Source organism: Flavobacterium sp. J49 (genome assembly GCF_011742145.1).
Taxonomy (GTDB): Bacteria; Bacteroidota; Bacteroidia; order Flavobacteriales; family Flavobacteriaceae; genus Flavobacterium.
In genome coordinates this window covers 102,991-126,468 of record NZ_JAAQQU010000104.1, presented here as the reverse complement: position 1 = coordinate 126,468, position 23,478 = coordinate 102,991, and the positions used below count along the sequence as shown (strand labels likewise).

17 protein-coding genes are annotated in these 23,478 nt (G+C 38.8%); 10 read left to right on the top strand and 7 right to left on the bottom strand.

Annotated features, from left to right (window positions below):
- Positions 1-120: 120 nt before the first annotated feature.
- Together HA632_RS07095 and pbpC are read left to right on the top strand one after the other, a co-directional pair.
- Complete coding sequence (locus HA632_RS07095; RefSeq protein WP_176306499.1) at positions 121-5,793, top strand: alpha-2-macroglobulin; 5,673 nt, start codon at positions 121-123, stop codon at positions 5,791-5,793.
- A gap of 103 nt (positions 5,794-5,896) precedes the next feature.
- Positions 5,897-8,272 (top strand): penicillin-binding protein 1C, encoded by a 2,376-nt coding sequence (gene pbpC, locus HA632_RS07090; RefSeq protein WP_176306498.1) that lies wholly within the window; start codon positions 5,897-5,899, stop codon positions 8,270-8,272.
- A 29-nt stretch (positions 8,273-8,301) separates the two neighbouring features.
- Here the strand turns inward: pbpC and HA632_RS07085 are convergent, their stop codons facing one another.
- The 3 genes from HA632_RS07085 to HA632_RS07075 form a co-directional block, all read right to left on the bottom strand.
- Positions 8,302-9,132, bottom strand: a complete 831-nt coding sequence (locus tag HA632_RS07085; protein WP_176306497.1) for a T9SS type A sorting domain-containing protein — start codon at positions 9,130-9,132, stop codon at positions 8,302-8,304.
- A 354-nt stretch (positions 9,133-9,486) separates the two neighbouring features.
- Positions 9,487-11,031, bottom strand: coding sequence for a ribonuclease E/G (locus tag HA632_RS07080; protein WP_176306496.1), 1,545 nt, complete (start codon positions 11,029-11,031; stop codon positions 9,487-9,489).
- A gap of 400 nt (positions 11,032-11,431) precedes the next feature.
- Entirely contained in the window at positions 11,432-11,755 is a 324-nt protein-coding gene (locus HA632_RS07075) for an HU family DNA-binding protein (protein ID WP_262886121.1), read from the bottom strand.
- A 103-nt stretch (positions 11,756-11,858) separates the two neighbouring features.
- On the opposite strand from HA632_RS07075, the gene mutY reads away from it, so the two are divergent.
- The 4 genes from mutY (at position 11,859) to gldD (ending at position 15,319) form a co-directional block, all read left to right on the top strand.
- A complete protein-coding gene (mutY, locus tag HA632_RS07070) occupies positions 11,859-12,899 on the top strand; it encodes an A/G-specific adenine glycosylase (RefSeq protein ID WP_176306495.1) in 1,041 nt (346 codons plus the stop codon).
- Between the two features lie 84 nt (positions 12,900-12,983).
- Positions 12,984-13,421: a single-stranded DNA-binding protein gene (locus tag HA632_RS07065; RefSeq protein ID WP_176306494.1), complete on the top strand. Its 438-nt coding sequence runs from the start codon at positions 12,984-12,986 to the stop codon at positions 13,419-13,421.
- Between the two features lie 25 nt (positions 13,422-13,446).
- Entirely contained in the window at positions 13,447-14,742 is a 1,296-nt protein-coding gene (locus HA632_RS07060) for a gliding motility-associated protein GldE (protein WP_176306493.1), read from the top strand.
- 7 nt (positions 14,743-14,749) lie between these two features.
- Positions 14,750-15,319 (top strand): gliding motility lipoprotein GldD, encoded by a 570-nt coding sequence (gene gldD, locus HA632_RS07055; protein ID WP_176306492.1) that lies wholly within the window; start codon positions 14,750-14,752, stop codon positions 15,317-15,319.
- A 71-nt stretch (positions 15,320-15,390) separates the two neighbouring features.
- Here the strand turns inward: gldD and HA632_RS07050 are convergent, their stop codons facing one another.
- Entirely contained in the window at positions 15,391-15,768 is a 378-nt protein-coding gene (locus HA632_RS07050) for a heavy-metal-associated domain-containing protein (RefSeq protein ID WP_176306491.1), read from the bottom strand.
- A gap of 104 nt (positions 15,769-15,872) precedes the next feature.
- Here HA632_RS07050 and HA632_RS07045 point away from each other — a divergent pair, with 104 nt between their 5' ends.
- The gene (locus HA632_RS07045; protein ID WP_176306490.1) at positions 15,873-16,739 is read left to right on the top strand and encodes a DMT family transporter; all 867 of its coding nucleotides are present in this window, start codon (positions 15,873-15,875) and stop codon (positions 16,737-16,739) included.
- A gap of 50 nt (positions 16,740-16,789) precedes the next feature.
- On the opposite strand, the gene HA632_RS07040 is transcribed toward HA632_RS07045, so the two are convergent.
- On the bottom strand, positions 16,790-18,844 hold the full coding sequence (locus HA632_RS07040) for a pitrilysin family protein (protein ID WP_228778760.1): 2,055 nt from the start codon (positions 18,842-18,844) through the stop codon (positions 16,790-16,792).
- A 13-nt stretch (positions 18,845-18,857) separates the two neighbouring features.
- Complete coding sequence (locus tag HA632_RS07035) at positions 18,858-20,183, bottom strand: pitrilysin family protein (RefSeq protein ID WP_176306489.1); 1,326 nt, start codon at positions 20,181-20,183, stop codon at positions 18,858-18,860.
- Positions 20,184-20,407: 224 nt separating this feature from the next.
- Between HA632_RS07035 and rplU the strand changes: the two genes are divergently transcribed.
- Together rplU and rpmA are read left to right on the top strand one after the other, a co-directional pair.
- Positions 20,408-20,818, top strand: coding sequence for a 50S ribosomal protein L21 (gene rplU / locus HA632_RS07030; RefSeq protein ID WP_176306488.1), 411 nt, complete (start codon positions 20,408-20,410; stop codon positions 20,816-20,818).
- Positions 20,819-20,842: 24 nt separating this feature from the next.
- Positions 20,843-21,103, top strand: coding sequence for a 50S ribosomal protein L27 (gene rpmA, locus HA632_RS07025; protein WP_131474614.1), 261 nt, complete (start codon positions 20,843-20,845; stop codon positions 21,101-21,103).
- Positions 21,104-21,389: 286 nt separating this feature from the next.
- Here the strand turns inward: rpmA and ahcY are convergent, their stop codons facing one another.
- Positions 21,390-22,706 carry an adenosylhomocysteinase gene (gene ahcY / locus HA632_RS07020; protein ID WP_176306487.1) on the bottom strand — a complete coding sequence of 439 codons (1,317 nt, stop codon included), beginning with the start codon at positions 22,704-22,706 and terminating at the stop codon, positions 21,390-21,392.
- Positions 22,707-22,844: 138 nt separating this feature from the next.
- Here ahcY and HA632_RS07015 point away from each other — a divergent pair, with 138 nt between their 5' ends.
- Complete coding sequence (locus HA632_RS07015) at positions 22,845-23,477, top strand: 4'-phosphopantetheinyl transferase superfamily protein (protein WP_176306486.1); 633 nt, start codon at positions 22,845-22,847, stop codon at positions 23,475-23,477.
- Position 23,478 lies beyond the last annotated feature (1 nt).

Sequence of the window (23,478 nt, the reverse complement as noted above, 5' to 3'; positions counted from 1 at the left end):
AAAATATTCCTAAAAAATATTTCCTAACGTAAATAATATTTTAATAATTTTAGCGTTATAATGCTAATTGGGAAAAATTTCCCAAGGCATAAGTTCTAACAAATAATCTCTTTTTAAACGATGAAAACCAGCAAGATTCTAGGTTTGCTTGTTGCAATTTTACTATTGCAATCCTGTTCTAAAAAATCGGCTTCCGATTTTGATTCAGATCCCTCACTCTACAAAGATTACATTACAGGATTTTCATCGGGCTTCGTCTCGGTCAACTCGGATTTTAGGGTCCAATTGGCCTTCAACAAGAGCGATTGGAAACCCAATCAGGAATTAGACGAAGATTTATTCGACATTTCTCCCAGCGTTAGGGGAAAAGTAGTGGCGCTTTCACCCAATACCATTGCGTTTATTCCCAAAGAAAAATTGGAACAAAACACCTTGTACCAAATCACTTTGCATTTGTCCGACATCACTAATAAAGTGCCGAAAGAGCTCAAAGATTTTAACTTTTCAGTCAAAACGATCAAGCAGGATTTTATAGTTAATACCCAAGATTTGCAGTCTTACAGCAGAGATTGGTATTACTTGCACGGCAACTTGAAAACGGCTGACAATCTAAGTTTTGAAGACGCTCAGAAAATTATTGAAGCCACTCAGAACGATAAAAAGCTCAAAATCAAATTTGACAAAGCCGTTAGTACGGCAACAGATTTTAAATTTATTATTGACAGCATCCAGCGTTTTGATGACGATAGTGAAATCCTCATCAATTGGGATGGAGACGACGTGGATATCGACCAAAAAGGCGTAACCAAATTCCCGATCCCGGGTAAAAATCAGTTCAAAGTGTTGAAGATTGAAGTTGGAGATGCCAATAACCAATCAGTATTAATCAACTTCTCCGACCCGTTAAAAAAAGACCAAGATTTCAAAGGATTAGTAGCGATTGAAAATACGAGCAATCTCAAGTTTGCTACGATGGGTAATGTCCTCAAAGTATTTTACAACAAAGAACCCGATTCCCAAGTCGACCGAGGCACTGCAACAGAAACAGTAGCAGTTCAGGAAGTATATGACACAACCGCAGTAGCCATTGATACTGCAGCCGCAGCGGTTGAAGAGATCGTGGAAGCGGTTCAGTCGACTCAAGATGGGTTTTCCGGTAGTAAATTAGTAGAAGTTTTTCAAGGCATTGAAAACATCTACGGCTACAAAATGAAGAATAATTACTCGGAAAAACTGTTATTCGAACAAGTAAAACCGGGTGTAAAATTGCTTAAGAGCGGTAACATTTTGCCAAGTTCTAATAATTTGAAAATCAATTTTGAAGTCGCTAATTTAAATGCCGTTGATGTTAAGGTTTTCAAAATCTACAAAAACAACATCATGCAGTTTTTGCAAAACAATGAGCTCAACGGAACGCGTAATCTGAGACAAGTTGGTCAAGCCATTACCAAGACCAAAATCGAATTAAAACAAAACAATCTCATCGATTACACCAAATGGAATACCTACGCTTTAGACCTTTCTAAAATAATCAAACCCGAACCCGGCGCGATTTATCGAGTAGAGTTCTCCTATAAAAAAGCGTATTCGATGTACAGATGTGCTTCTTCGACTACTCCGGATGAAGACGAAGACGAAGGCTATTACAACCGTGAAGATGAAGAAGAGGTTGATGAAAACGACGTGAATTACAGCAGCAGCGGTTACGATTACTATTACGAAGAAGACTACGAATGGCGCGAAAGCCAAGATCCGTGTTCAGATTATTATTTTTACAATACTAAAGTCGGGACCAATATTTTGGCTACAGATTTAGGCGTAATTGCCAAACGCGGTACCGATAAATCGGTTGTGGTTGCCGTGAGTGATATCGTTTCTACCAAAGCGGTTTCGGGCGCCAAAGTGGATTTGTACAATTTCCAACAACAAAAAATCGCTTCTTCTACCACAGACAGCGATGGTGTGGCTTCATTCCAGTTGGAGAAATACGCTTATTTTGCCATCGTCAGTGATGGTGACCAAAGTACTTACGTAAAACTCGATGATGAGTTGTCTTTGTCCGTGAGTAATTTTGATGTTTCCGGCGAAACATTACAGAAAGGTTTGAAAGGCTACATCTACGGAGAACGTGGCGTTTGGCGTCCGGGCGATACGGTGTATTTGTCTTTTATTTTAAATGACAATGCCAATAAACTACCGGCATCGCATCCGATTAAATTAAAAATGAACGACCCGAATGGCAAAACGGTTTATGAAGCGGTTCAAAAAATGAACAGCTTGAATCATTACAAGTTCATCATTCCAACCGAAACAGAAGACATTACCGGAAATTGGGAAGCCGTAATCAGCATTGGTGGCGCGCGTTTTTACAAAAGCATCAAGATTGAAACCATCAAACCCAATCGTTTGAAAATCAAAAACAGTTTCAACGAACCAATCCTTTCCGCGAGCAAAGAGAATGTCAATAACATCCAAGTATTGTGGTTGCATGGTGCCGTGGCTAAAGATTTAAAAACCGAAGTTCAGGCCAAGTTTTCCCAACAGGTAACGACTTTCAAAGGATTTTCTAACTATGTATTCGATGACCCAACCCGCAGTTTCTACACCGAAGAAATCAATATTTTCTCCGGAAAAGTCAATGCCCAAGGTCGCGCGTCTATTCCCATAAAACCAACGATTCAAGGTCAGGCTCCGGGAATGTTGAAAGCTGCGTTTATTACCAAAGTTTACGAAAGCGGCGGCGATGTGAGTACCGATGTAGCTTCGACTACTTATTCTCCCTACCAAACATATGTCGGTGTAAAATCGCCTGAACCTAATAAATACGGCATGATTGAAACCGGAAGAAACAATCGTTTCGACATCGTAACGGTAAGCGAAAACGGTCGTCCGCGTTCGGTTAAGAATTTACAGGTTAGTGTTTACCGCTTGCAGTCGCGCTGGTGGTGGGATGCTTCGAATGATAATTTGTCGAACTACAATACTTCGAATGCAACCATTGGCTACAAAAATTTCTATGTCAATACTGATGCCTCCGGAAGAGGAAGTATCTCTTTTTCGGTTCCCGATGAAGATTGGGGCAATTATTTAATCCGAGTAACCGATCCTAATGATGGTCATGCCACCGGAGTAAGAGTGTATATTGATATGCCTTGGTGGTCTGCCAAAAGTAGAAGTACTGATGGAGAGTCAGCAACCATGTTGCGATTCACTACGGATAAAACCAATTATGCTGTTGGTGACAAAGCCAAGATTTCATTCCCTTCCAGTGAAGGTGGCAGAGCGATGATTTCTATCGAAAACGGAACCAAAGTGTTGAAAACCATTTGGGCCAAAACAAAAAAAGGAGAAACCATAGTCGAATTGCCAATTACGGGTGACATGGCGCCGAATGTGTACATCAATATTTCCCTATTGCAACCACACGCTTCGACCAAAAATGATTCGCCTATCAGAATGTACGGCATCGTTCCAATTGAAGTAATCGATAAAAATACGGTATTGGAACCGGTACTTTCTATGCCGGATGTCTTGCGTCCGGAGCAAACCGTTAACGTCAAAGTCTCCGAAAAGAAAGGTAAAAGAATGACTTACACCATCGCGGTGGTTGATGAAGGTTTGTTGGATTTAACCCGTTTCAAAACCCCTAATGCCTGGACGAGTTTCTATACCCGTGAAGCGTTAGGCGTAAGAACTTGGGACATCTATGATGATGTGATTGGCGCTTATGGCGGAAAAGTCAACCAAGTGTTCAGCATTGGTGGTGATACCGATGCCGGCGGTGGCAAAGCCAAAAAAGCGAATCGCTTCAAACCGGTAGTAATGTACTTTGGACCATTTGAATTAAACGGCGGCTCCAAAACCCACCAAATCAAATTGCCGAAATACATCGGTTCGGTTCGTACCATGGTCGTAGCAGCCGATGCCAAAACCAGCGCTTACGGTATGGCCGAAAAAGCTACGCAAGTGAAAAGTCCGTTAATGATCTTGGCTTCGTTGCCGAGAAAAATTTCACCTTCGGAAAAAGTAACCATTCCGGTGACGCTTTTCGCCACAGAAAAACACATCAAAAATGTTACGTTGCAAATCAAAACCAATAGCAGTGTGAAAGTCGTAAGCAACGCGAGTCAAATCATAAAATTCACCGAACCGGATGAAAAAATGGCGTATTTCAATTTGGAAGTTGGCGCCACAACCGGCATAGGGAAAATAGACATCATTGCGACTTCGGGGAAAGAAAAATCGACTTACACGGTTGAAATTGATGTGACCAATCCGAATCCGGTAACGAATGACTTTACCGATGTGGTGATTCCGCCGAACAGTTCTAAAACCATCACTTGGAAAACCTTTGGTGTAAGCGGTAGCAACAAAGCGAAGATGGAAGTGTCCTCGGTGCCGACAGTCGATTTCGGACGAAGATTGGATTATTTGATTCAGTATCCTCACGGTTGCGTTGAGCAAACAACTTCGTCGGTTTTCCCGCAATTGTATTTGACTGAAATCATGGATTTGGATGCGACCTACAAACAAAAAATCCAAAAGAATGTTACGGCCGGAATTCAACGTTTGGGGAATTTCCAATTGGCGAATGGCGGATTCTCTTATTGGCCGGGCAATGCTGATGCCGATGATTGGGGAACGTCTTATGCCGGACATTTCCTGATTGAAGCCGAGAAAAAAGGGTACGTGTTGCCTATCAATTTCAAAACCAAATGGATTTCGTACCAACAAAAACAAGCCAAACAATGGCGCTACGAAAAACAATACGGCAATGATTTTGCGCAAGCGTATCGTTTGTACACCTTAGCCTTAGCCGGTTCGGCAGATTTGGCTTCGATGAACAGACTGCGTGAAACGGTTGGGATTTCTAACGAAAGTAAATTGCGTTTGGCAGCGAGTTACGCTTTGGTTAAACAAAATACAGCTGGTATGTCGTTATTGAGTAAATCATTTATCGATGAACAAGTTTCAGATAACAATTATTACCATTATTACTATGGTTCAGCCGATAGAAACAGAGCGATGGCCTTAGAAACATTGATATTGTTAGGACAAAAGCAAAAGGCGTTTGCCATAGCAACTAAATTGGCGAAAAACCTTTCGAGCCCACAATGGATGAGTACCCAAACTACGGCATACGGATTGTATGCGATGGCCAAATTCGCTAAGTCGAATGGTCCGAAAGGCGTTTCTATTTCGTATACCAATGCCGGAAAACCGGAAGTTATTACTACCGATAAAACTTTGGCACAACGCAACTTGTCCGTCAAAATGGGCAACAATTCGGTGACGATTAAAAACAACAAGAAGAATACCTTGTTTGTTCGCGTCTTGAATAGCGGGATTCTTCCGGTGGGAAGCGAAAAACCAATGCAGAGTAACGTGAGCGCCAATGTGGTTTTCAAAGATCGAAAAGGCAAAGCCATCAGCGTTTCTAAAATTGCCCAAGGCACCGAATTCTATGCCGAAGTAACGTTGACCAACCGCAAAAACGAACGCGTGGAAAACATCGCCTTGTCCCAAATTCTGCCTTCCGGATTTGAAATTGTGAACACCCGGTATACCGATTTTGGGGATGCTACCAGCAATGTAGCTGATTATATCGACATTCGGGATGACCGAGCCAATTACTATTTCAGTCTAAAAGCGGCCGAAACACGACAGTTCAAAATCTTGTTGAATGCTTCTTATTTGGGTAAATATTATTTGCCGGGATTGCAGTGTGAAGCGATGTACGACAACGAGTTTTTAGCGCGTACTAAAGGACAATGGGTGGAAGTGGTAAAATAGTTTAACCACAAAAGACACAAAGAAAACAAAGGCATAAAGTTGGTTTTCTTTGTGTCTTCCGAAAATCTTTTGATCCTTTTGTGGTTCCAAACTTTATTTAAAAATGAAGACCAAACTTATAGCGTTCTGGCAACGCTTTGTAAACTATATCAAACGCAATCCAAAGAAATCAGCAGTATTTTTTATACTGTTAGTAGTGTATTACTTTTCTTTGCCACGCGTTTTATTCGAAGAACCTTACGCTACCGTCATCGAAAGCAGCGACGGCGAATTGCTGGCGGCCAAAATCGCCCGCGATGGGCAATGGCGTTTCCCGGCTCAGGACAGTGTTCCCGATAAGTTTAAAAAATGTATCGTGTATTTCGAGGACGAACATTTCTACTATCATCCCGGATTTAATCCGGTGGCGATGGCGAAAGCTTTTCAGCAGAATAGAAGTGCCGGCAAAGTCGTTCGCGGCGGCAGTACATTAACCCAACAAGTCATTAGACTATCGCGCAAAAACAAAAAGCGAACCTATTTTGAAAAGGGAATCGAAATGCTATTGGCGACGCGTTTAGAGTTCCGTCATACCAAAGAAAAAATCCTCGAATTGTATGCGGCACATGCGCCTTACGGCGGGAATGTGGTTGGTTTGGAAATGGCTTCTTGGCGGTATTTTGGCGTGCAATCGTATCAATTGTCATGGGCAGAAAGTGCGACTTTAGCCGTATTACCCAATGCACCGAGTTTGATTTATCCGGGAAAAAACCAAATCAAATTGATGCGAAAAAGAAATGCTTTGTTGCTCAAACTCTACAACGAAAAAATCATCGACAAGCTGACTTATGAATTAGCAGTTAAAGAACCTTTGCCGCAAAAACCGTATAATCTGCCTCAAATTGCACCTCATTTGCTACAAAGAATCGCCAAAACCGATGAAGGCAAACGCATCAAAACAACGGTTGATATTTCGTTGCAAAACCGCATCAACCAAATCGCGCTTCAGTATTACAACCAGTACAAGCAAAACGAAGTGCACAACTTGGCGATTATGGTCATTGACATTCAAAACCGCAATGTGATTGGTTATGTCGGCAATTCTCCAACGGATAAAGACCACGACAAAGATGTGGATATCATTGGAGCACCGAGAAGTACGGGTAGTATTTTGAAACCACTTTTGTTTGCTTCAATGCTTGATGAAGGCGAATTGTTGCCTAATACGTTGGTCGCCGATATTCCCACGCAAATTTCGGGGTATACACCACAGAATTTTAACCTGACGTTTGACGGCGCAGTACCGGCACAAAGAGCGTTATCACGTTCGTTGAACATTCCTTCGGTCTTGATGTTGCAGGAACATGGCGTGCATAATTTTTATGAACTGACCCAGAAATTAAAACTCAAAAACATCAACCAACACCCCGATCATTATGGACTGTCGTTGATTTTAGGCGGTGCTGAAAGCAATTTGTGGGATTTGTGTCGTGCCTATGCAAATATGTCGTCTACGATTAATTATTTCAATCAATCAAGCGGGAAATACCGAACTAAAGAATTCATCGAGCTGAATTATGTCAACGGTTTCGAACAGGATTATGGTACCGAAAGTTTTCAGAAAAACATATTTGGTGCAGGCTCGATATTTTTGACCTATAATGCGATGAAGGAAGTCAATCGACCTGAAGGCGACGAAGCCTGGAAGTTTTACGATTCTTCCTTAGAATTGGCTTGGAAAACCGGAACCAGTTTCGGGAACCGTGATGCTTGGGCGATTGGAACAAATTCGTGTTATGTAGTCGGTGTTTGGGTGGGCAACGCGAATGGGGAAGGCAGACCGGAATTAACCGGTGTTGGAAGTGCCGCACCGATATTGTTTGATGTCTTTAATTTGTTGCCCAAAAAGAAATGGTTCCAACCGCCATTGAATGATTTGGAATACGCTGAGGTTTGTAGTTTAAGCGGACATTTAGCCCAAGACGATTGTCCGAAAACCAAGCAATTGATCACTCGAAGAGGAAAGAAAACTTCGGTTTGTCCTTATCATAAATTGGTGCATTTGGATGCGACACAACAATTCAGGGTAAACAGCAGTTGTGAGGATGTGGATAAAATCGTTTCCAAAAAATGGTTTGTGTTGCCACCGGTGATGGAATGGTATTACAAGAGTTTGCACATTGATTATAAACCGCTGCCGCCATTTCGGGAAGATTGTAAACAAGACCAAAAAGCCGCCATGGATTTTATTTATCCTAAAACCAACAGCAAGATTTATTTGGCCAAGGATTTCAACAGTAATGTTCAGCCCGTGATTTTAAAAGTGGCACATTCCAACCGAGAAGCCAAGTTGTTTTGGTACGTAGACAACGAATACAAAGGCACGACGCAAACGTTTCATGAAATGCAAATTACCGCCGAAACCGGGATTCATTATATTACGGTGGCGGATGAATTTGGGAATGAGATTAAGAGACGAGTGGAGATTATTAAGGATTAAAAAAGCCTGAGAAATTGGGGTTTTTTGTTTTATTCTTTTATAAACTTTGAACTAGTTATTCCTTTATCAGTTATAATCTTAATAAAGTAACTTCCCATTTTTAATCCTGAAACATCAATAGTTTCTGTTGGATTTGTATCTACTTGTACCAATTGACCAAGGGGATTGCAAATGCTAATTGATTTTAGATTCATGCTTTGAGGAAGTGTAATATTCAATTTAGTATTTGCCGGGTTTGGATAAACGGAAACTGTAAAACGGGATACATTATTAGGAGAATTTAATGAACTGGAGCAGTCAGAGATATTGCAATCTGAGGAGAACGTTATAGAGTTAGTTGTAGATGTAGTAAAATACATTTGAGCTTCTGCCATTTCAGCAACGTCAGTACAAACGTATTGAAGCGACGGTAAATTCCAAACCCAAAAAGGAGGAAAGGGAGGCTCTATCCATATGGTTTCTGAAATTACATCGTTTTTTAAAATGATACTCGTTAAATTTGGGTTGTCAACACAAAAGAGTACAGCTACTGCCGTGCCACAAAGATTTAATTCAGTCATAAGATTATCAGAACATCTTAAATCACTTAGATTTGAAAAGTATTGAATTCCTTCAAAGGAACTTATGTTAGAAGAGTCTAAATAAAGCGTTCGTACGCCCAATGCCTCACTCTGCTGGATTTCACCATCATCGTTAGTGTCAATTTTGATTGCAAGAGCTGATAAATCTAAAGCAATAACATTAACTGTACTTGCCTGAACTAACTTTGCTTTAAAATTGGCATCGGGTATATTTAGTGTTTGAGCAGAAGCTACTAGTCGTACAAAGGCAAAAACGATGAGAAAGTAAAATTTGTTCATAATGAATGATTTACGAAATCAAATATACGAACTTTAATGCAAAACCCTAGCCCGGATTGGAGCGAGCTACCATGTAGCGCGGAAAGCCGGAAAAAGCTCCTAATAAAAAGCCCTTCGAATGCGTTAGGGAGACAAATTTTGGTATAAAAACCGCCAATCTTTCGAAAGGCGGTTTCTTCTTTTATTCTTTAATTTCATTTCCTTGGTTGTCAAAGAAATGGTATTCTAAATACGTGTAAGCGTCACGAGATTTGATATTAAGAGGAGGAAGCCCAGTGGGCTTCAGGTATTTTTGCTTTAGCAAAAGAGCATAAAAAAACCATCCGCGTTATAAAACGGGATGGTCTTTTCTTTTTATTCTTTAATTTCATTTCCTTGATTGTCAAAGAAATGGTATTCTAAATACGTGTAAGCGTCACGAGGTATGATTTTCACCCACTTTTTATGTTCAAAAAACCATTTTGAACGTAATGATGGAAAACCTTTTTTAAGGTATGCTGCCACGAAAGGGTGAACGTTAAGTTTCACATTTTTGTGGTCTTTGATAATCTTTTCGAGGGAGAAATTAATCTTGTCGATAATTTGGATGGGTGCATCTACATCACCGCTCAAATTGTTCGGATTTTCTTCTCTGGTCTCTATGTTAACTTCAGGTCTTACGCGTTGGCGAGTGATTTGGACTAATCCGAATTTACTCGGTGGTAAGATCTTGTGTTTGGCTTTATCGTCGCTCATTTCTTCTCTAAGGAAGTTGAACAACACTTGGCGATTGTCCGGATTTTGCATATCGATAAAATCGACTACAATAATACCACCCATGTCTCGCAGACGCAATTGTCTGGCGATTTCGGCAGCGGCAATCATATTCACTTCGAGTGCGGTATCTTCTTGGTTAGAAGCTTTGTTAGAACGGTTGCCGCTGTTCACGTCGATAACGTGTAAAGCTTCGGTGTGTTCTATAATTAAATAAGCTCCTTTACTCATGGATACCGTGCGCCCAAATGAAGTTTTGATTTGTCGCTCAATATGGTATTTCTCAAACAATGGCACATCTTTCGATTGGTAAAGCTTCACTATTTTTTGTTTCTCGGGAGCTATTTCGGCTAAATAGTCCTTTGTTTCTTGGTACAACTCTTCATCATCTGTTTGAATACTCGTGAAAGTATCATTGAATACATCTCGCAATATGGAAGACGCTTTGTTAAGCTCTCCTAATATCTTGGACGGATGATGAGCGGTTGGTAATTTTTTACACATTGCAGTCCATCTATTCATTAAGTTCTGCAAATCTTTTTCTAATTCGGCTATGCTTTTGCCTTCGGCTACTGTTCTCACAATAACCCCGAAACCTCTTTGTTTGATGGATTGTACTAGTTTTTTCAAACGGTCTTTTTCTTCTTTGGATTCTATTTTTTGCGAAATAGAAACGCGGTCAGAAAACGGAACCAAAACCACAAATCTACCCGCGAAAGACAGCTCAGTGCTGATTCTTGGTCCTTTGGTGGAAATAGGTTCTTTGACTACTTGTACTAATACGGATTGATTGGCACTCAGAATATCTGATATGGTGCCGTCTTTATCAATCTCTTTCTCAAACTGGAAGTTTTTTAGGGAGAAATCTTTTAGTTTACCTGCGCTTACAAGTTTTATGAATTTCAAATAAGAAGCCAAGTTTGGACCCAAATCGTGGTAATGTAAAAAGGCATCTTTTTCAAAGCCTACATTTACAAAAGCAGCGTTTAGTCCGGCAACGGGTTTTCTGATTTTGGCGATAAAAATATCCCCAACCTGAAAGTTGCTTGTGTCTTCCTGTTTGTGTAATTCAATTAGTTTTCCATCTTTTAATAAGGCAAAATCTACAGCATTGTCACCACTACGGATGATTAATTCTTTATTCATGTTGTAAATTTTTATCCGTGTTGGTTGTGGGTTGTCGGTTGTCGGTTGTTGGAAAAAGCCATCAACCATCAACCATCAACTATCAACTTTACAAGGATGGATTAAACATTTTAACAGGTATTGTTTATTACCCGGTGAATTTTAGACAGTTAGATTGTTAGATTAATAGATTATTAGATAAAAGTATCTAACTTTCTAAGAAGTCTAAATTGTCTAAGAAGTCTAATCTTCGATTTCAATGAACTTTTTTTAAAAAAAGAAAAGTAGTTTAGAACTACTTTTTCTTTTTGTGTCGGTTAGCTCTCGCTCTTTTTTTACGTTTGTGCGTCGCTACCTTATGTCTTTTTCTTTTTTTACCACTTGGCATAAGCTTGTGTTTTTGTGATTAATAAATAAGTTTTTATACTGCTACTTCAGTATTGGTTTTTACTGATTCTACAAATACTTTAGCAGGTTTAAATGCCGGAATGTTGTGAGCAGGAATTTTGATAGTAGTATTTTTAGAAATGTTTCTTCCTGTTTTTTCAGCTCTTGTTTTGATGATGAAGCTACCAAAACCTCTTAAATAAACATTGTCACCAGTTTCTAATGAAGTTTTCACTTCTTCCATAAATGCTTCCACTGTTGCTTGAACATCTCCTTTTTCAAGACCTAATTTTTCTGAAATCTTCGCTACGATATCTGCTTTCGTCATTTTCTTTCGTATTTTAATATTATGTGTAATTTTTTGAGGTTGCAAATATATGAATTAAAAAAACAATATTTCAAGCATAATCTATTAAAATTTAATCACATAAAGATTTATTTTTGTAAACCTAAATTCCGCTATGAATTTCTCTAAATCATTAATCCTTTGGTATTTACAAAACAAACGCGATTTGCCTTGGCGAAATACCGTTGATCCTTACTTTATATGGTTGTCTGAAATCATGTTACAACAAACCAGAGTAGCGCAAGGATTACCTTATTTTTTGCGCTTTACCCAGGCGTTTCCAACCGTTTTTGATTTGGCCAAAGCTTCTGAAGAAGACGTACTCAAACTATGGCAAGGATTGGGCTACTATTCGCGAGCGCGAAACTTGCACAAAACCGCCCAACAAGTTGCTTTTGAATTCAATGGGGAATTCCCGAAAACTTATACCGAATTATTAAAGCTAAAAGGAATAGGAGAATACACGGCCGCAGCGATTGCTTCGTTCTCCTATAATGAAAGCGTTCCCGTGGTTGACGGCAATGTGTATAGAGTATTGTCGCGTTACTTTGAAGTCGAAACCGATATTGCTTCTTCCGGTGCCAAAAAGGAATTCGCGCAATTGGCTTCCGAATTATTGCCCAAAGGCAAGGCCAATCTGTTCAACCAAGCCATCATGGAATTTGGCGCCTTACAATGTGTGCCGAAAAATCCGGATTGTGGGAATTGTGTTTTTAATAACAGTTGTGCGGCGTTACAAAAGAAAAAAGTAGCGGTGCTTCCGGTGAAATCAAAAAAGGTCAAGGTGCGAACACGTCATTTTAACTACTTGGTTTTTTCAGATGAAATCGACAACACATTAATACAAAAGCGTACGCAAAAAGGCATTTGGCATAACTTATATGAGTTTCCTTTGTTGGAAACCGAAACCGTTATGACGGAAAAAGAACTACTTAAGCTTTTGCAAAACCAACAATTTGTAGCCAATGAAGTCCTTGATATCCATAGGTATAATTCGGAAACTACGACACACAAATTGACGCACCAACACCTAAACATCAATTTCTGGAAAATAGGAGTGAAAGAAAAGCTTGAAAACGGAATTGACTGGGAATCAGTTAAAAAAATGCCGTTTCCGATTGTTATTTATAATTTTATTGAAAAAGAAAGGTTTTGATTTTCAAAAAAAATTGTAAATTTGAAGGACTCAAGGCACGCCAAAATTCTTTGGAACGCAGAGGAATAAACAAATAGCTGAAAGATGAATGGGACATTAAATAAAGTGATGCTAATCGGTCATTTAGGTGACGAAGTTAAAATGCACTATTTTGAAGGCGGGAATTGCATCGGCAGATTTCCTTTGGCCACAAATGAAGTTTACATTAACAAGCAAACCAATGAGAAAATTACCTCTACCGAATGGCACAATTTAGTAGTCAGAAATAAAGCGGCGGAGATTTGTGAAAAATACTTATCCAAAGGCGACAAAATTTACATTGAAGGCCGAATCAAATCGCGCCAATGGCAAGCGGAAGACGGTACTACTAAGTACACTACTGAAATTCAAGTTACGGAATTCACTTTTTTAACCACTAAGAAAGAAGTGGAAGGCGTAAAAACGCCGCAAAATTTAGACCAAAAACCGGCTGCTTTTGAAGCACCCAATACAGCGAGTCCCGAAAATGATTTGCCGTTTTGATATTGTTTAACTAACTTCTACACCATTGGACCCCGAGCCCGGTTTAACTTTTTTCGATACTTTAGATACCAGCCTGCTTTTTGGGAGTTTAGGAATTGTCTTCCTGCTGTTTTGTTCGGCCATGGTTTCGGCAGCAGAAGTGGCCTTGTTTTCGCTTTCGCAAAATGATTTGAGCAAATTGTCCAATGAAAGTCCACAAAAAGCCAATTTAATTTCCAAACTTTTACAAAAGCCCAAAAAACTACTGGCAACTTTATTACTGGCCAACAATTTTGTCAATATAGCCGTGGTAATTCTCTTCTCATTTGTGGGGAATTCACTCTTTACCGCTATCGAATCTCCTTTGATTAAATTTGTTGTTGAGGTCATTTTAATTACTTTCCTAATCTTGCTTTTTGGCGAAGTGTTGCCCAAGGTTTATGCCAGTCGCAACAATATCAAATTTGCTATTTGCATGGCGCAACCTTTGTATGTTTTAGACCAATTGCTTTCGCCGGTCAGTTTGCCGATGCGCTCGGTTTCGAATTTTTTGCATGAAAAATTGGGAAGACAAAAAAGCAATATTTCGGTAGACCAATTGTCACAAGCCCTTGAGATGACTTCAACAGACGATACTACTTTTGATGAACAAAAAATTTTAGAAGGCATCGTTTCTTTTGGAAACACTGATACGAAGCAAGTGATGAGCCCCAGAATTGATATATTTGCGCTTGAAATAGAAGAAACCTTTGCTGATATTTATCCTAAAATTGTAGACAAAGGCTACTCGCGAATTCCGATTTACCGCGAAAGTATCGACCAAATTGAAGGCATACTCTTTGTGAAAGATTTGATTCCGCACATTCATAAAAAGGAGTTTGATTGGAAACAGTTAATGCGCGAACCGTTTTTTGTGCCCGAAAATAAAAAACTAGATGATTTGCTTAAAGATTTCCAACGCATGAAAAGTCATTTGGCCATAGTGGTAGATGAATACGGCGGAACTTCGGGGTTGGTTTCTTTAGAAGATATCATCGAAGAAATTGTTGGTGATATTTCGGATGAATTTGACGATGAAAATATTAATTTTTCCCAAATTGACGATAAGAATTTCCTCTTTGAAGGGAAAATCAACCTCAAAGACTTCTACCGAATTATTTCGGTTGACGAAGAAGCATTTGAAGAGCGAAAAGGAGAAGCGGAAACCTTGGCCGGATTCATCCTTGAAATACTCGGAAATTTTCCGAAAAAAGGACAAAAAATCCATTTTGCAAGAGTGCTTTTTACCATAGAGACAGTCGACAAAAAAAGGATTAAACAACTAAAAGTAACGCTTGAATAATTGAATAATGACAAATAAAATAATAGGTTTTTTAACGGTAGTTTTGCTGGCGAGTTTTACAAGTTGCAAAAATGAAGTGTTGCCTAAACCGGCCAGCCAATTGCGATTGGATTATCCGGTAGCGCAATATGCCGCTTTCAGTAATCATTGTCCGGTAGCGTTCGATATCAATGAAGATGCCATTATCAAAGAAGATAAAAACTGCGGTTTTTCCATCCATTATCCCAAAATGAAAGCGACCATTTACTTGACCTATAAAACGGTTAATGGTGATATCAATAAATTGTTGAGAGATGCGCAAAAGTTGACCTACGAACACGTAATCAAAGCCGACGATATTTTGGAACAGCCTTATATCAATCCGGATAAAAAAGTTTATGGTATGTTTTATCAAGTAAGAGGGAATGCGGCTACCAACGCCCAATTTTATGCCACGGATAGCACGAAGCATTTTGTAACCGGTTCGGTTTATTTTTACGCCAAACCCAATTTCGATTCGATAATGCCGGCAGCCGATTACATTAAAAACGATATGCAACAATTACTGGAAACCATTCAGTGGACCCAAAGCCGTTAGGCCGAACGAAGCGACGCTAAATAAAAAAAGGAACTCTTTTGAGTTCCTTTTTAGTTTGTCTGTTTGTGGTGTTACTTGGCTGCAACTACTTTATAAGTTGTTCCGTCACCGGTAGCTTCAACAGTTGCATATAATTTTTCCGGAGTTAAAACCGCTGCGTCAAATTCGACTGTGGCTTCTTTTTTATCAAAATCTACCGTTGCTTTTTGTACGCCGTTCATGTGCGCCAATTCTTTTTCGATGGTTTTGGCACAACCCATAGAACAGGTCATTCCTTCTATTTTAAAACTTGCCGTTTCGGGTTTGGCCGCTACAGCCGGAGCTTTTTGTTCGGTTGCGGTAACTTCTTCCTTGTTGTCATCAGTGGCAGGTTTACTCGCGGTATCTTTGCAGCTGAAAAGCATGGTTGAGGCAATACCCAAGGTTACTAATGATTTGGTGAAATTCATGGTATTTATATTTTAATTGCTTGTTTGTGTGTGGACAAAAATAAATAAAAATTAAAGTTATTATTCTTAAAATAATTACAAAATTTGAATCGTAGAAAAAACGTATGAAATCACAACAGTTTAAATGGCTTATATTAATCGTGCTTGCCTTGATTTGGGGAAGCTCATTTATCTTGATTAAAAAAGGATTGGTTAGCTTGAATCCTTTTCAATTGGGTTCGTTGCGAATTATATTTTGCGCCTTGTTTCTTTTGATAATCGGCTTTAAAAATCTGATGACGATTCCGCTGCACAAGTGGAAGTTTATTGCCTTGACGTCTTTGTTTGGAACTTTTATTCCGGCGTATCTTTTTGCCATTGCGCAAACCCAAATTAGTAGTTCAGTAAGTTCGATACTCAATTCGTTGACACCATTGAACACACTTATTTTGGGTGCTGTTGTTTTTGGGTTAGATTTTAAACGAACCCAAATCATAGGTGTTGTAATTGGCTTTGCCGGAACGATGTTGCTGATTTTTAACGGCGCTTCACACCATCCGAATCAGAATTATTGGTACACGATATTGGTGTTGATGGCTTCGATTTGTTATGCGATGAATGTAAATTTCATCAAAAAATATTTATCCGATTTAAAACCTTTAACTATAACGGTCGGCAACTTTTTAGTGATGTTGTTTCCGGCTTTAATTATACTGTCTTTCACCGATTTCTTTTCGGTGGTTCAGGTAGAGCAAGTACAACACGCTATGATGTTTGTTGCGGTTTTGGGCATCATCGGAACCGGAATTGCCAATGTGCTTTTTTACAAATTGATACAGATTTCTTCTCCGGTTTTTGCGACTTCGGTTACTTATTTAATTCCGGTAGTGGCTTTCTTTTGGGGATTGCTAGACAACGAAATATTGACTCCGGTTCAGTTTATCGGGGCTTTTATTATTTTGATTGGGGTTTATCTTTCGAGTAAGAAATAAAAAAGACCGCTATTACTAACGGTCTTTCTTTTAATCTATATAAATTTCAACTATTGGAAATCGGCATCAGAAACGCCTTCGTTGATTTTTACTTCAGACATTTTGATGTCTAATTCAAAACCAACATTCATGATTTGGTTGAAAGGAACTTTTACTCCTTTTACATCTCTGTAATCAGCAAAAGTAGTTACTTGAGTAACTTTTTGTCCACCTTGATCAGCGGTTGTAGATTCGGCAACTTTCAACCCAGACTTTACATCAAAGTAGTAAGTAGTATCACCATCAACCACAGTGTAAACATCGCTTCCGTTTAAAGACTCGATACCTGTTACGGTTACACCGGCTTTAGTCGCCAATAAAGTTTCACCGAACAATACTGCATTTTTTTTCAAATCGGCTAAATCTTCACCTTCTAATACTTTTTTCTGCCCTTGTTGTGCAGCATAACCGGTATTGCCGTTTACCACTTGTTTCATTAATGAACCCATTCCGGCCATTGATAATTCTTCGGCAAATCTTCCTTTAGAATCAGTTTTTGAAGTGTAAGTCAGAGGCATTGGCGCTTGAGGAATTTTAGCTGAGCCTAAGAAAGCAATAGATTTTACGGTTTTAATTGCTTTATCGCCACCAATAGCATTGATATAAGCATCAACCACTGTTTTTACAGTTACGCCGGCTGGAACTGCTTTTTTCATAGCCGGTTTTTCGGTTGGAACACCAAATTTGTCAAAGTAGAAAATTGGAATTTTCAAACTTTCTAATCCGGATAGTACTTCAGAAGCTTTTCCAACCACTAATATTCTTAAGTTATCAGCTAAGAAGTATTTATTAGCCACTCTCATGATGTCTTCAGGAGTAACTGCATTGATATTTTTGATATAGTTTTCATAGAAATCAGCCGGTAAACCTTCTGTTTCGATATTTAAAGCATAACGAGCCACAGTAGTTGGTTTTTCAACCTGCATTACAAAACGGCCTACATACCCGGCTTTTACATTGCTCAAAACATCATCAGCTACTTTTTCAGTTCTGATTTTTTTCAACTCATTTAAGGCTTCTACAACGGCACTGTCAGTTACCGCGTTTCTAACTTGGGTATTGGCTTTGAAAGTACTGTGGATATTTTTGTCGAAACCAACACTTGAGCGTGCGCCATAAGTCCAGCCGTGTTTTTCTCTCAAATTCATGTTCAAATAACTGTTGAAATCTCCACCAAAAACTTGGTTCGCTAAAATTACCGGGAAGAAATCTGGATCACCCATTTTTAAATTTACGGTATTTAAAATAGTGATTTCAGATTGAACCGCATTAGGCATATCCACAAAGTTAATTTGAGAATATTGAACGTTAGTTGGGTTTGAATAAGTCAATTTTGGCGCCATAGCTTTAGTCCAAGAACCGAATAATTTCGTCACCATTTTCTTTACGTCTTTGGTTTTAACATCGCCAACTATTACTAGGTAAGCATTTTCAGGAACAAAATAAGTACTGTAGTTTGCTTTAACATCTGCCAAAGTAACATTGTTGATGGTTTCTTCTGATAAATATTCACCGGCAGGATGATTTTTACCATAAGCTAAAACTCTTTCTACTCTTCCGGCTACAGCGGAAACGCTTTTTTCTTGGGTTTTTAAACCTTCGATTAATTTGTCTCTTTCTTTGTCAAATTCTTCTTGAGTGAAGTTAGGCATCAAAGCACCTTCCGCCATCAATTCTAAAATTCTTTTAGAGTGTTTTGACAAACCACTGGCCGAAGCTCCAGAAGAAAAGAAATTAATATTGGCTCCAAGAAAATCTATCTCTTCGTTGAAAGCGTCTTTCGGGGTTTTAGTAGAACCGTTTCCGATTAAACTACTGGTTAAATCGTCAACTCCTTTTTTGTTGCCTTCAGCATAAGGGGTATTGTCAATCGTTAAATTGAAAGATACTCTAGGTAACTTGTGGTTTTCAACTACCAAAACTTTTAAGCCGTTTGGCAAAGAGAAAGTCTCAGGTTTTTTGATATTGATAGTCGGCGCCGGACCCGGTTTTGGTTGCGTTCTGTCTTGTGCTTGCATAGTTAAAGTTAAAAACAAGCTTGATAATACTATAATTGTTTTTTTCATGATACTTTGAGTCTTAGTTTTGAGCTTTGTCTTTGGCCGGAACATAATCCAAAATCAAACGTTGATTAGGGTTTAAATACTTTTTAGCGGCATCTCTGATTTCTTCACGAGTGATAGTGCGATACATTTCAATTTCTGTATTGATCAAATTTACATCACCATACAATAGGTAATAAGTCGCTAAGTTTTCAGCAACACCTTCAACGCTGGCATTGTTGTCTACATAGTTACTCTCGTAAATGTTTTGTAGTTTTTGATAGTCTTTCTCGGTGATTAATTCGTTTTGAAGTTTTACAATTTCTTCATCAATTTCACGAATTAAATCAGCCGAAGTGTTTTCTCCTTGCGGCATTCCGTATAAAATGTACTGACCGTAATCTTCTTGGCTATAGTTAAAAGCGCCTACTTGTAAGGCCATTTTTTTATCGTCTACAATTTTCTTGTATAATTTTGAACTTTTTCCATTGCTCAAATAAGTAGAAATCATATCCAAAACTCTGGCGTCACGAGTCTTCATTGAAGGCGTTCTATAGGAAGCCACAACCATTTCTTTTTGGATATTTGGGTCTTCGTATCTTGCCTTGATGGTTTCAGTGATTGGCGCTTCAACAAAAGTTTCTTTTTTGATTTCAACACCTCTTGGTATTGGGCCAAAATATTTTTCAATCCAAGCTTTAGTCTGCGCGATGTCAATTTGACCGGCTACGACTAAGACCGCATTGTTTGGGGTGTAGAATTTTTTGTTAAAAGCTTGAAACTCTTCTAAAGTCGCCGCGTCTAAATGCGCCATTGAACCAATTGGAGCCCAACGATAAGGGTGAACTTTAAACATGTTTTTCTTTACCTCGGCAATTAATTGACCATAAGGTTGGTTGTCAACACGTAGTCTTTTTTCTTCTTTAACCACTTCGTTTTGTGTATCAACCCCAATTTGGTTGATTACCGGATGCATCAGTCTTTCTGATTCCATCCACAATCCTAATTCGGTATTGTTAGAAGGGAAAACTTCGAAGTAATAAGTACGGTCTTCCGAAGTGTTGGCGTTGTTTGTTCCTCCGTTTGAAGTTACAATTTTGAACCATTCACCTCTTTTGATATTTTCGGTTCCTTCAAATAATAAGTGTTCAAAAAAGTGTGCAAATCCTGTTCTTTCAGGGTTTTCGTCTTTAGAACCTACATGGTACATTACCGAAGTAATAACCACCGGTGCAGATGGATCGTTGTGTAAAATTACATGCAGACCATTAGGTAAATCGTACTCTTCAAAAGCGACCTTTTGAGCATGCGCTGTTCCTCCAAGCATAAGCAATGAACTTAAAGCAATTAATGATTTTTTCATAAAAAATTGAAATTTTTTCGTTGATTGTTCAGTTAGTTAACTAACCTTTAGTTTTGTTACACCAAAAGTACTTTTTTTTATCCAAAATTTTAACAATAAAACAAATTTATGACAGGCAGTTTAATCCACCGAATAACAGGAACGAACTTTTTTTGTTTGAGTGTTGTGTGTAAAAGAAATAGTCGTATATTTGCGCACTTAAAAATTAATTAAACATCATTGTTATGTACGCAATCGTAGAGATAGCAGGGCAACAATTTAAAGTAAGCAAAGACTTAAAGGTTTATGTTCACCGTTTGGCTAATGAAGAAGGTTCAAAAGTTTCTTTTGACAAAGTTCTTTTATTAGACGATAATGGTAACATTACTTTAGGCGCCCCAGCTATAGAAGGTGCTTCAGTAGAAGCCAAAGTGTTACAACACTTAAAAGGAGACAAAGTAATCGTTTTCAAAAAGAAAAGAAGAAAAGGATTCAAGAAAAGAAACGGACACCGTCAGTATCTTACTCAAATTGTAATTGAAGGAATCAGTGCTACTGGTCCTAAGAAAGCGGCAAAAGCTGCAGAACCAAAAGCTGAGAAAGCAGCAGAGCCAAAAGCTCCGAAAGCAAAAAAAGCGGAAACTACAGAAGAATAATTAACATTTAAAAACTAAAACGTCATGGCTCACAAGAAAGGTGTCGGTAGTTCTAAGAATGGTAGAGAATCAGAATCGAAACGTTTAGGCGTTAAGATTTATGGTGGTCAAGCTGCAATTGCTGGTAATATCATCGTTAGACAAAGAGGTTCAAAACATAATCCGGGTGAAAACGTTTACATGGGTAAAGATCATACTTTACATGCAAAAGTTGACGGAATTGTGAAATTCCAGAAAAAAGGAGACAACAAATCATTTGTGTCTATCCTTCCATTCGAGGCATAAGAACAAACTCTTATCAAAATACAAAACCCGTTCAGCAATGAGCGGGTTTTTTGTTTAGCTTCGCTCAGTTCGCCTTTGGCTCGGGTTTGGAGCGAAAGGTTTGGGTGTTCTTGGTTTCCCTATTCCCGCTTTCCGCTGTACTTCGCCTGCCTGCCGGCAGGTGCCGCTCCAATCGGGGCTAGTTTGGGTTGGCCTTTTTTGTCAGCCAATAAAAAAACCCTCGCTTTTCAGCAAGGGTTCTTTATAACATAAACTTCGTAATTCGTAATTACTAATTCGTAATTTATTAGTATCTATAATACTCAGGTTTGTATGGTCCTTGAACTTCAACGCCAATGTAAGCCGCTTGCTCCTCATTCAAAGTTTCCAATTCAACGCCTAATTTAGCCAAGTGCAAAGCTGCTACCTTTTCATCCAAATGTTTTGGTAACATGTACACTTCGTTTTTGTAATTAGCCGAGTTGTTCCACAATTCAATTTGAGCCAAAGTTTGGTTCGTGAATGAGTTACTCATTACAAAACTCGGGTGACCGGTAGCGCAACCTAAGTTTACCAAACGACCTTCAGCCAAGATTAAAATGTCTTTTCCGTTGATGGTGTACTTGTCAACCTGCGGTTTGATTTCAACTTTAGACGCACCGTGGTTTTTGTTCAACCAAGCCATGTCAATTTCATTGTCAAAGTGACCAATGTTACAAACGATTGTTTTGTCTTTCATTTGCTCAAAGTGACTTCCCACAACGATGTCTTTATTCCCTGTAGTTGTGATGATGATATCAGCATTGCCTACAACGGTGTTTAATTTTTTTACTTCAAATCCGTCCATAGCCGCTTGTAAAGCACAAATCGGATCGATTTCAGTAACGGTAACAATAGAACCCGCACCTCTGAAAGAAGCTGCTGTTCCTTTACCAACGTCACCGTAACCGCAAACGACTACTCTTTTTCCGGCCAACATGATGTCGGTAGCACGACGAACTGCATCAACAGCTGATTCTTTACAACCGTATTTGTTGTCAAATTTAGATTTAGTAACCGAGTCATTTACGTTGATAGCCGGCATGTATAAGGTTCCGTTTTTCATTCTTTCATACAAACGGTGAACGCCTGTAGTGGTTTCTTCTGATAAACCTTTGATGCCCGGAATCAATTCAGGATAACGGTCAAAAACCATATTGGTTAAATCGCCACCATCATCTAATATCATGTTCAATGGTTTTCTGTCTTCACCAAAGAATAAAGTCTGTTCAATACACCAGTCAAAAGACTCTTCGTCTAAACCTTTCCATGCATACACTTGGATTCCGGCAGCAGCAATAGCCGCAGCCGCTTGATCTTGCGTAGAGAAAATGTTACAAGAAGACCAAGTAACTTCAGCTCCAAGAGCAATTAAGGTTTCAATCAAAACCGCCGTTTGGATGGTCATGTGCAAACATCCGGCAATACGAGCTCCTTTTAAAGGTTGGCTGGCACCATATTCAGCGCGAAGGGCCATCAATCCCGGCATTTCAGCTTCTGCCAATTCGATTTCTTTTCTTCCCCAAGCTGCAAGGTTAATATCCTTAACTTTGTAAGCTACATAAGGCAAAGTTTGTGTACTCATCTATAAAATATTTATATTAGCTAAAATTTTTTGCAAAGCTACATAATAGGAAAGAATTAAAAAAAGGTTTTTTACTTTTTTGTGAATTGTTTAGCCTCTTAATTTTCTGAAAAACAAACAGATAATTTAAAATCACCCATGCCGCTACTAAAAATCAAAGCTTTAAACGAAACGACTCAATTGTACGTTTGGAAAATCACCGAAACTTTCGATGAACTTTTTCGAAGCGTAGCTTTAAAAGACATTTCCTTAGCCCGATTAGAAGGCATGAAAGCGGAAAGCCACCAAAAAGGATTTCTAAGTGTGAGAAGATTACTGATGGAAGCCGGTTATAACGATTTTGATTTGTACTATGACGAATTCGGGAAACCCCATTTACAAGACGGTAAGCACATTTCCATTTCACATTCCAATGATTTTTCTGTGATTGTATTGAGTGCTGTAAATATTGGTGCCGATTTGGAAATCCTTAAGGAGAAAACCCTCAAACTAGCACCGCGTTTTATGGATGTTTCGCATCTGAAAAATCTAAATAAGGAAGACGAACTGTTTAAAGCCACGGTGGTTTGGGGTATCAAAGAGTCCGTTTTCAAAATAAAGAATGAAGTAGGCATCAGTTTTAAAGACCATATCTTTGAGCATGATTTTAGCCTTGTAGATAGGAAATGTACCGTCGAATTGCGGTTCAATAACAAAGTAGAATGCTTTGACATCCTTTTTGATTTTATCGAAAACTATGTTTTTGTATGCGCTTTTGAAAGTAACAAATAAA

Bases quoted from the DNA above. Each gene is read 5' to 3' on its own strand.
- gldD (WP_176306492.1), top strand. From the start codon at position 14,750: ATGACAAATAAAATAATAGGTTTTTTAACGGTAGTTTTGCTGGCGAGT.
- HA632_RS07065 (WP_176306494.1), top strand. From the start codon at position 12,984: ATGAATGGGACATTAAATAAAGTGATGCTAATCGGTCATTTAGGTGAC.
- HA632_RS07045 (WP_176306490.1), top strand. From the start codon at position 15,873: ATGAAATCACAACAGTTTAAATGGCTTATATTAATCGTGCTTGCCTTG.
- HA632_RS07095 (WP_176306499.1), top strand. From the start codon at position 121: ATGAAAACCAGCAAGATTCTAGGTTTGCTTGTTGCAATTTTACTATTG.
- HA632_RS07080 (WP_176306496.1), bottom strand. From the start codon at position 11,031: ATGAATAAAGAATTAATCATCCGTAGTGGTGACAATGCTGTAGATTTT.
- rplU (WP_176306488.1), top strand. From the start codon at position 20,408: ATGTACGCAATCGTAGAGATAGCAGGGCAACAATTTAAAGTAAGCAAA.
- HA632_RS07085 (WP_176306497.1), bottom strand. From the start codon at position 9,132: ATGAACAAATTTTACTTTCTCATCGTTTTTGCCTTTGTACGACTAGTA.
- pbpC (WP_176306498.1), top strand. From the start codon at position 5,897: ATGAAGACCAAACTTATAGCGTTCTGGCAACGCTTTGTAAACTATATC.
- mutY (WP_176306495.1), top strand. From the start codon at position 11,859: ATGAATTTCTCTAAATCATTAATCCTTTGGTATTTACAAAACAAACGC.
- HA632_RS07035 (WP_176306489.1), bottom strand. From the start codon at position 20,183: ATGAAAAAATCATTAATTGCTTTAAGTTCATTGCTTATGCTTGGAGGA.
- HA632_RS07015 (WP_176306486.1), top strand. From the start codon at position 22,845: ATGCCGCTACTAAAAATCAAAGCTTTAAACGAAACGACTCAATTGTAC.
- HA632_RS07050 (WP_176306491.1), bottom strand. From the start codon at position 15,768: ATGAATTTCACCAAATCATTAGTAACCTTGGGTATTGCCTCAACCATG.
- ahcY (WP_176306487.1), bottom strand. From the start codon at position 22,706: ATGAGTACACAAACTTTGCCTTATGTAGCTTACAAAGTTAAGGATATT.
- HA632_RS07040 (WP_228778760.1), bottom strand. From the start codon at position 18,844: ATGAAAAAAACAATTATAGTATTATCAAGCTTGTTTTTAACTTTAACT.
- rpmA (WP_131474614.1), top strand. From the start codon at position 20,843: ATGGCTCACAAGAAAGGTGTCGGTAGTTCTAAGAATGGTAGAGAATCA.